This is a genomic window from Phreatobacter sp. (assembly GCF_030691135.1).
Taxonomy (GTDB): domain Bacteria; phylum Pseudomonadota; class Alphaproteobacteria; order Rhizobiales; family Phreatobacteraceae; genus Phreatobacter.
The window spans coordinates 1-8,537 of sequence record NZ_JAUYFA010000007.1; the positions used below are offsets into that span (position 1 = coordinate 1).

At 68.2% G+C, this 8,537-nt stretch carries 8 protein-coding genes, 1 pseudogene and 1 riboswitch; of the genes and pseudogenes, 3 read left to right on the forward strand and 6 right to left on the reverse strand.

Going from position 1 to position 8,537, the window contains the following annotated elements; translation table 11 throughout:
- The 4 genes from Q8O26_RS00900 to rph form a co-directional block, all read right to left on the reverse strand.
- The coding region (locus tag Q8O26_RS00900) for a phosphomethylpyrimidine synthase ThiC (protein ID WP_305572560.1) at positions 1-1,054 on the reverse strand (1,054 nt) is incomplete at its 3' end.
- A gap of 21 nt (positions 1,055-1,075) precedes the next feature.
- Positions 1,076-1,477, reverse strand: a complete 402-nt coding sequence (locus tag Q8O26_RS00905) for a hypothetical protein (RefSeq protein ID WP_305572562.1) — start codon at positions 1,475-1,477, stop codon at positions 1,076-1,078.
- Positions 1,471-1,596, reverse strand: a riboswitch (TPP riboswitch). (Overlaps the previous gene by 7 nt.)
- A gap of 140 nt (positions 1,597-1,736) precedes the next feature.
- Positions 1,737-2,372: a non-canonical purine NTP pyrophosphatase gene (locus tag Q8O26_RS00910; RefSeq protein ID WP_305572564.1), complete on the reverse strand. Its 636-nt coding sequence runs from the start codon at positions 2,370-2,372 to the stop codon at positions 1,737-1,739.
- The gene (rph, locus tag Q8O26_RS00915; RefSeq protein ID WP_305572566.1) at positions 2,369-3,082 is read right to left on the reverse strand and encodes a ribonuclease PH; all 714 of its coding nucleotides are present in this window, start codon (positions 3,080-3,082) and stop codon (positions 2,369-2,371) included. Before rph ends, Q8O26_RS00910 begins: the two co-directional genes overlap by 4 nt.
- A 190-nt stretch (positions 3,083-3,272) precedes the next feature.
- On the opposite strand from rph, the gene hrcA reads away from it, so the two are divergent.
- Positions 3,273-4,358 (forward strand): heat-inducible transcriptional repressor HrcA, encoded by a 1,086-nt coding sequence (gene hrcA, locus Q8O26_RS00920; RefSeq protein ID WP_371134410.1) that lies wholly within the window; start codon positions 3,273-3,275, stop codon positions 4,356-4,358.
- A 103-nt stretch (positions 4,359-4,461) separates the two neighbouring features.
- Complete coding sequence (locus tag Q8O26_RS00925) at positions 4,462-4,842, forward strand: VOC family protein (RefSeq protein WP_305572568.1); 381 nt, start codon at positions 4,462-4,464, stop codon at positions 4,840-4,842.
- Between the two features lie 155 nt (positions 4,843-4,997).
- Here the strand turns inward: Q8O26_RS00925 and Q8O26_RS00930 are convergent.
- Together Q8O26_RS00930 and Q8O26_RS00935 are read right to left on the reverse strand one after the other, a co-directional pair.
- A pseudogene (locus Q8O26_RS00930) lies at positions 4,998-5,585 on the reverse strand (alpha-ketoglutarate-dependent dioxygenase AlkB); the annotation flags it as partial.
- A complete protein-coding gene (locus Q8O26_RS00935; RefSeq protein WP_305572570.1) occupies positions 5,582-6,481 on the reverse strand; it encodes a hypothetical protein in 900 nt (299 codons plus the stop codon). The gene Q8O26_RS00935 and the pseudogene Q8O26_RS00930, both read right to left, overlap by 4 nt.
- Before the next feature lie 386 nt (positions 6,482-6,867).
- Here Q8O26_RS00935 and dnaK point away from each other — a divergent pair.
- Positions 6,868-8,537, forward strand: a 1,670-nt coding sequence (dnaK, locus tag Q8O26_RS00940) for a molecular chaperone DnaK (protein ID WP_305572572.1), incomplete at its 3' end; no start/stop codon positions are given.

Below are 8,537 nucleotides of genomic sequence, written 5' to 3' on the forward strand. Positions count from 1 at the left end.
AGAGGAACGATTCCTTGTGATGCGCGAGGCACCACTTGGCCATGATCGAACCGCCGCGCGAGACGATGCCGGTGACGCGCTCGGCGGTGAGCGGGATCCAAGGCAGGCGCACGCCGGCGTGGACCGTGAAGTAATCCACGCCCTGCTCGGCCTGCTCGATGAGCGTGTCCTTGAACATCTCCCACGTGAGTTCTTCGGCCTTGCCGTCCACCTTTTCCAGCGCCTGGTAGATCGGCACCGTGCCGACCGGCACCGGGCAGTTGCGGATGATCCACTCGCGCGTTTCGTGGATGTTCTTGCCGGTGGACAGGTCCATGAGCGTGTCGCCGCCCCAGCGCACCGACCACACCATTTTCTCGACTTCCTCCTCGATGCTCGAGGACACGGCCGAGTTGCCGATATTGGTGTTGATCTTCACCAGGAAATTGCGGCCGATGATCATCGGCTCGAGTTCCGGGTGATTGATGTTGCAGGGGATGATGGCGCGGCCGCGGGCGATCTCGGAGCGGACGAACTCGGGCGTGATGAAGGCCGGGATCTCCGCGCCGAAGCTCTCGCCGTCGGCGATGGTCGCCTCGGCGCCCTCCAGCATGGCCTTGCGGCCGAGATTCTCGCGCTCCGCGACGTAGATCATCTCCTTGGTGATGATGCCGGCGCGGGCGAATTCATATTGCGTGATCGGCGCGTCGCCGACACCACGCAGCGGCGGATTGGCCAGCGGGAAGGCACGGGCGAGATGCTTGCCGGCATGGCCGTTGTCCTCGGGGCGGATTTCGCGGCCCTCATAGGCCTCGACGCCGCCCCGCTCCAGAACCCAGGAAGCGCGGGCGCGCGAGAGGCCCTTCTCCACGTCGATGACGACATTCGGGTCGGTATAGGGGCCGGAGGTGTCGTAGAGCACGACATTGGGCTCGCCAGCGCCGGCCTGAAGCTGGATCTCGCGCAGCGGGACCCGCAGGTCCGGCGCCGCCTCGGGAACGGCGAAGATCTTGGTGGAGGCGGGCAGCGGGCCGGTGGTGACCGCGGACTTGATGTCCTTGACGGGCGCGTTCATGGGGGTTCTCCCGAGGGCTTGTTATGGTGTGGGTGTCTGCGGCCAGTAGCCGGCAACGGTGAGGATGGCGCCGAGGATCAGCAAGACGGCGGCGGCGACCTTCCTCGTCCCCTCGCGCGGCATGCGATGCCGGCCAACGCCCGCCGCCCAGTCCGGCGCGATGATGCGCCAGGCGCCGAGCGCGAACAGGCCGAGGCCAATCAGGGTGATGAGCATGCGCCAGTCGGCGCCGATCACCCGGTGCGACAGGAGGATGGCGAGCCCTGCCGGCATCATCAGGATACCGGACAGGAAGATCAGCGCCGAACTCTTGGCGAATTCGTTGGCGAGTTCGTTGAAGGCCGCCGGCCGGACGAAGAGCCCGATCCCCACGGCCAGCAGGACGGGGCCGATCAGACGCGCCAAATAGACTGAAGTCAGCATATGCGTCCCATCCCTCCGCCGGCATGACCCGGATCAGGTTCAAGGGTCGCTGCGGAGTTCCGGAACACGGAACGGTGCGGCCTCTCAGCCCCCTCGTCGGGGCCCCCCTTGGACAGAAGCCAATCTGGACGCTTGGCCGGCGAAGTCAAGCGGGCGAGCCCGGCGGGCTGCCGCGCGGAGGGCGGTGTCGTCGATCCGGTCCCGGCGAAGGGCGGGTCGCGAAGGGAGGGACGCGAACAGGCGCACAGGGCGCCGCCACTCAACCCGCCAGCACGGCCTTTTCCAGCGCCATGAAGGCGCGGGCGCGGTGGGAGAGGCCGGCGCCCTCGGGCGGCAGGCCATGCTTTTCCATGGCGCTCATCTCGCCGAAGGTGAGGGCCTGGCCGTCGGGGAGGAACAGCGGGTCGTAACCGAAGCCCTTGGTGCCGCGCGGCGGCCAGACCAGCGTCCCGAAAACGCGGCCCTCGAAGATCTGCTCGGAACCGTCAGGGAAGGTCAGCGCCAGGGCCGAGACGAAACGCGCCTTCGCGCCGGTCGTCGTGACCCCGCGCAGGGCCAGTTCCCGGTCGACCCGCGCCATGGCGGCGGCGAAATCGCGGGGCTGGCCGGCCCAGTCGGCGGTGAAGAGACCGGGCGCGCCGTCGAGCGCGTCGATGGCGAGGCCGGAATCATCGGCGATGGCGGGAAGGCCGGTGGCCTCCGTCGCCGCCCGCGCCTTGATCGCGGCGTTCTCGGCATAGAGCGTGCCGGTCTCGGCCGGCTCGGGCAGGCCGAGTTCGGCCGCCGAGACGAGGTCGATGCCATGAGGGCCGAGCAGGTCGCGGAATTCGGCGAGCTTGCCGGCATTGTGGGTGGCGACGACCAGCCGCGTGCCGGGGCCGAGCCGGGGGTTCATGCCACCGCCGTCTTCTGCAGGTCGACGAGCCGGGTGCAGCCGCCGCGGGCGAGGTCGAGCAGGCTCAGGAGCTCCTCCTGGCTGAACGGGGTCTTCTCCGCCGTGCCTTGGATCTCGACGATGCCGCCCGCGCCGGTCATGACGAAATTCGCGTCGGTATCGGCCTCCGAATCCTCGGCATAGTCGAGATCGAGCACCGGCGTGCCCTGATAGATGCCGCAGGAGACCGCGGCGATATGGTCGCGCAGCGGGTTCACCTTCAGCATGGAGCGCGCCGTCATCCAGGCGATGCAGTCGTGCAGCGCCACCCAGGCGCCGGTGATGGCGGCGGTGCGGGTGCCGCCGTCGGCCTGGATCACGTCGCAATCCACCGTGATCTGCCGCTCGCCGAGAGCCTGCAGGTCGACGATGGTGCGCAGCGAACGGCCGATGAGGCGCTGGATCTCCTGCGTACGGCCCGACGGCTTTCCGGCGGTCGATTCGCGGCGCGTCCGCTCCAGCGTGGCGCGCGGCAGCATCGAATATTCCGCCGTCACCCAGCCGCGGCCCTGGCCGCGCAGCCACGGCGGCGGCTTTTCCTCCAGCGAGGCCGTGCAGAGCACGTGGGTATTGCCGAACTTCACGAAGCAGGAGCCCTCGGCATAGCGGGCGACGGCGCGCTCCAGCGAGACGGGACGCAGCGCATCGGGGGCGCGTTTGGAGGGACGCATGGTGGGTTCCGTTTCACGAAAAAGGGTCGGCGGGTCATAGGGCTGAACCGCCGGCGGGGCAAGGACGGCGGCAATCGCGCGAGAGGAATGGCGTCGATCCGCCATTCCGCCTGCGGGTCGGCAGATGGTGCTTGATCAATGCCGCAACTGCTACCAGATTTGCCGTGGAGGTTGCCCCTTGTCCGCCGAGATCCCGCGTTCCGAACAGAAGCTGTCGGCCCTCGCCAATTCGGCGCTGGCCAGGCTGGACGAGCGCTCCCGGGAGATCTTCCGGCAGATCGTCGAGAGCTATCTGGCGACCGGCGAGCCGGTTGGCTCGCGCAACCTGTCGAAGATCCTGCCGATGACCCTGTCGCCCGCCTCGGTGCGCAATGTCATGCAGGACCTCGAGGAGGCCGGCCTCATCTATGCGCCGCACACCTCGGCCGGCCGTCTGCCGACCGAGACCGGGCTCCGCTTCTTCGTCGACGCCCTGATGCAGTTCGGCGACCTCGCCGTCGACGAGCGCAACGCCATCGAGGCGCAGGTCGCCGCCTCGGCCCGCGACCAGTCCTTCGAGACGGTGCTGGCGGACGCCACCCAGCTTCTTTCCGGGCTGTCGCGCGGCGCCGGCGTCGTGCTCACATCGAAGAGCAATGTCCGGCTCAAGCACATAGAGTTCGTCCGCATCGAGCCGGAAAGGGCCCTGGTGGTGCTGGTCTCCGAGGACGGCCAGGTCGAGAACCGCATCGTGCCGATCCCCGCCGGCCTGCCGCCCTCGGCGCTGGTCGAGGCCTCGAACTTCCTAAACGCCCATATCCGCGGCCGCACCCTCGCCGAGGCCAGGGTCGAGATGCAGAAGAGCCTCGAACAGGCGCGCAGCGAGCTGGACGGGCTCACCCAGAAGCTGGTCGAGGCGGGTCTCGCCTCCTGGTCGGGGGGCGAGCCGGCCGAACGCAAGCTCATCGTCCGCGGCCAGGCGAACCTTCTCGGCGACCTCAGGGCGTTGGAGGATCTCGAACGCATCCGCCTGCTCTTCGACGATCTCGAATCGAAGCGTGATCTCGTCGACCTGCTGGGACGGGCCGAGACCGCCGAGGGCGTTCGCATCTTCATCGGTTCGGAAAACAAGCTCTTCTCGCTGTCGGGCTCGTCCATGGTGGTGGCACCCTATCACGACAGCCAGAGCCGCATCGTCGGCGTCCTCGGCGTGATCGGCCCGACGCGGCTGAACTATGCCCGCATCGTACCGATGGTCGACTACACCGCCCGGGTGCTCTCCCGCCTCATCACCTGACCGGCTTTGCCTCATTGTCGCCGGGCTGCAATCGGACCATGCTGTCATTGCCGCTGACGGTGGGGAATGCTCCCTCCGCGCGCAGTGATGGAGGAGGCCCCGCATGAGCGGCAGGTTCAACTGGAACGAGCTGATGACCAACGACATCGCCAAGGCGAAGGCCTTCTACGGCCAGACCCTGGGATGGACGTTCGACCCGTTCCCCATGCCGGACGGCGAATACTGGATCGCCAAGGCACCCGACGGCACACCCACCGCCGGCATCATGCCGATGGACCCTCAGGATACCGAGTCCCAGCCGGGCTGGCTCTCTTATGTTCAGGTCGACGACCTCGACCGGGCGGTGTCGGCGGTCACAGGCAGCGGCGGCCAGGTGCTGCAGGCCCCGCTCGATATCCCCAATGTCGGCCGCATCGCCGTGGTCGAGGATCCGGCCGGTGCCGTGCTCGGCCTGATGAAGCCGGTCAGCGCCGCGACGAGCTGACCGCAGCAGCCCGCAAGAGCGGGCTTCAACCAGTCCCTCCCCTCGACAAGCGGGGGGAGGGCAGTGGCGCGTGACCCGTGAGGCAGGAGCCGGGGCGTGTCGGCAGGCCGAGTGGTGATCGCCCAGTCCGGTTTCGTCACACGCCTGAGCGTCAGGTTGATCCGCCCGCCATCCTTCAGCAGCGTGCTGGTGCCGGGCAGGAGACGGTCGACGCCGTGATAGGCAAGCCGCGCCGCACCGCCGAAGACCAGCACGTCACCCGAAGCGAGCTTGACCGGAACGGTCCTGCCGCCGCGCGTCGTGCCGCCGATCCGGAAGAGGCCGGTCTCCCCGAGCGACAGCGAGACGACGGGAGCGGCAAGGTCCTCCTCGTCACGGTCCTGATGCAGCCCCATGCGGGCGCCCGGTCCGTACCAATTGACGAGGCAGGCCTCGGGCGGATGCGGATAGGCGGACACAGCCTCCCAGACGGCCAGGATTGATGCCGGGATCGGTGGCCAGGGCATCCCGGTCTCGGGATGGTGCGGCTGGTAGCGATAGCCCGCCCGGTCCGAGACCCAGCCGAGCGATCCGCAATTGGTCATGCGCACGGAAAACGGCGTTCCGGTCCGCGGCATGAGCGGTTGGAACAATGGCGCCTGGCGCATCACGTCGCGCAGCGTCGCGACCAGGCTGGCCTGATCGGCGGCGGAGAGATAGCCCGGATACCAGGTGCATCCCGGAACGACCGGGACGGCGGTCATTGCTGCGGAGCAGGCTGCGCCGGCGGGGGCCGCGGACGGGCCGGGCGGCGCGGTTGCTCGTCCGATGGCGGCCCGCCGACCCGTGCGGAGAGGTTCTCGGCGCGGGCTTCGGTGAATTTCAGGGCGCAGAAGGCCGGCCCGATATCGGAGGTGCCGTAATTGCGGCAGAGACGTTCGCGGTTGGCGGGAAATCCGGCCTGTTCCTGCAGGAACTGGCGGCCTTCCGGCGTCGTCCGCAGCCGGGCCTGCAGGATGCGGCGGGCATCGTTGAGCTTGCGTTCGGCGACGCCGCGGGCGCGCTCAATCTCGCTGTCACGCGGAATCTCGCGATCATTCGGACCCCACAATCCAGCGGGATCGACGACGCAGTCGTCGAAGGTGCAGGCGCCGCCGGGCGTCGCGATGAAGGCGGCATCGGCCATCAGGTCGAGCGTGATGGTACAACCCGGGAAGACCGCCTCGAACCGGACGAGCCCGTCGGGCCGGCCGAGCGGGCGCAGCGGGATCGGTCGGCCGCCGTTGAGGTCGGGCGTGCAGATGTTGCGGATATCGTTGCCGCGGCGCCCGATCACGCCGTTGGCGACGATCGTATAGGACGGCGGTGCGCCGGTGCCGACGCGGCTGATGACGAGCGACCCGTGCTGGCCGAGGAAGCGCAAGGTCTTGCCCGGCAGGCCTTCCTCCCAGCGGCGCAGCGGCGGCCCGGAAACGGTGCGCGCGGCCAATGGGTTGTTGGCATCCCCTGGCGCCTGCGGCCCGGGCGAACGCCCCTGCGGCGCCGTCGCGCCCTGCGGGGTGGGGGCTACAGCGCCGGGCAGTTGCAACTGCGCCGCGGCACGCTCGCCGCTGGCGGCGGCGAGGGCGAGAGAGAGCAGAAGGACGACGCGGCGCGACATGATTCATCCGGTGATGCGGAGCCGACACATAGCCTGCCGGACTGCGGCGGTCATCAGCCCGTGACGCGACGGGACTCATGGCTCCCCCGATGTTGCGCCAGGGACGCACCTGCCCCGCCACGTCGTGTCGCCGCAGGCGCGATGCGATTCCTTCACGGCGATGTGACGGTGACGCTTGCGGCGCCATGACGCCCCCCCTATATCCGGCCCAACCGGCGGAAAGCGGCGATGTCTCGTGGCTTTCCGCCATGCGACCACCAGCTTGCAAACCCCATATCACGAAGGGGTCGGCGCAGGCGGCTCGGGCGGAAAACTATCTCCGTCCATGGGCCGCCAGCCTCACGGGTGCTTCGGGCCCGGCCGACCCGCTTGAAAAGGAGAAGACCATGGGCAAGGTCATCGGCATCGACCTCGGAACGACCAATTCCTGCGTGGCGGTCATGGAAGGCACCACGCCGAAAGTCATCATCAACTCGGAAGGCGCCAACACGACGCCGTCCATCGTCGCCTTCACGGACGAGGAGCGGCTCGTCGGCCAGCCGGCAAAGCGCCAGGCGGTGACCAATCCCGAGCGGACCATCTTCGCGGTGAAGCGCCTCATCGGCCGCCGCTTCGACGACCCGACGGTGACCAAGGACCAGAACCTCGTCCCCTACAAGATCGCGCGGGCCGGCAACGGCGACGCCTGGGTCGAGGTCGAGGGCAAGACCTATTCGCCCTCGCAGATCTCCGCCTTCACGCTGATGAAGATGAAGGAGACCGCGGAGGCCTATCTCGGCCAGACCGTCGACCAGGCCGTCATCACTGTCCCCGCCTACTTCAACGACGCCCAGCGCCAGGCCACCAAGGACGCCGGCAAGATCGCCGGCCTCGAAGTGCTGCGCATCATCAACGAGCCGACGGCGGCGGCCCTCGCCTACGGCCTCGACAAGAAGACCGCCGGCACCATCGCGGTCTATGACCTCGGCGGCGGCACCTTCGACGTCTCGATCCTCGAGATCGGCGACGGCGTCTTCGAGGTGAAGTCGACCAACGGCGACACGTTCCTCGGCGGCGAGGACTTCGACATGCGCCTCGTCGACTATCTGGCAGCCGAGTTCCAGAAGGAGCAGGGCATCGACCTGCGCAAGGACAAGCTCGCCCTCCAGCGCCTGAAGGAAGCCGCCGAGAAGGCCAAGATCGAGTTGTCGTCCTCGACGCAGACCGAGATCAACCTGCCCTTCATCACGGCCGACGCCTCGGGCCCCAAGCACCTCCAGCTGAAGCTCACCCGCGCCAAGTTCGAGGCGCTGGTCGACGACCTGATCCAGCGCACCATGGAGCCCTGCAAGAAGGCGCTCAAGGATGCCGGCATCTCGGCGGGCCAGATCGACGAGGTCGTTCTCGTCGGCGGTATGACCCGTATGCCGAAGGTCCAGGAAGTCGTGAAGCAGTTCTTCGGCAAGGAGCCGGCCCGCAACGTCAATCCCGACGAAGTCGTCGCGGTCGGTGCGGCGGTCCAGGCGGCGGTGCTGAAGGGCGAGGTCAAGGACGTCCTGCTGCTCGACGTGACGCCGCTGTCGCTCGGCATCGAGACGCTGGGCGGCGTGTTCACGCGCCTCATCGACCGCAACACCACCATCCCGACCAAGAAGAGCCAGGTGTTCTCCACCGCGGAGGATGGCCAGAACGCGGTGACCATCCGCGTGTTCCAGGGCGAGCGCGAAATCGCCGCCCAGAACAAGATGCTGGGCCAGTTCGTCCTGGTGGGCATCCCGCCGGCGCCGCGCGGCGTGCCTCAGGTCGAGGTCACGTTCGACATCGACGCCAACGGCATCGTGCAGGTCTCGGCCAAGGACAAGGCCACGAGCAAGGAACAGCAGATCCGCATCCAGGCTTCGGGCGGCCTCAGCGAGGCCGACATCCAGAAGATGGTGAAGGATGCCGAGCTCCACGCGACCGAAGACAAGCAGCGCCGCGAGGTCATCGAGGCCCGAAACCGTCTCGACTCGCTCGTGTATCAGACCGAAAAGACGCTGAACGAACTCGGAGACAAAGCCTCGCCCGAAGACCGTGA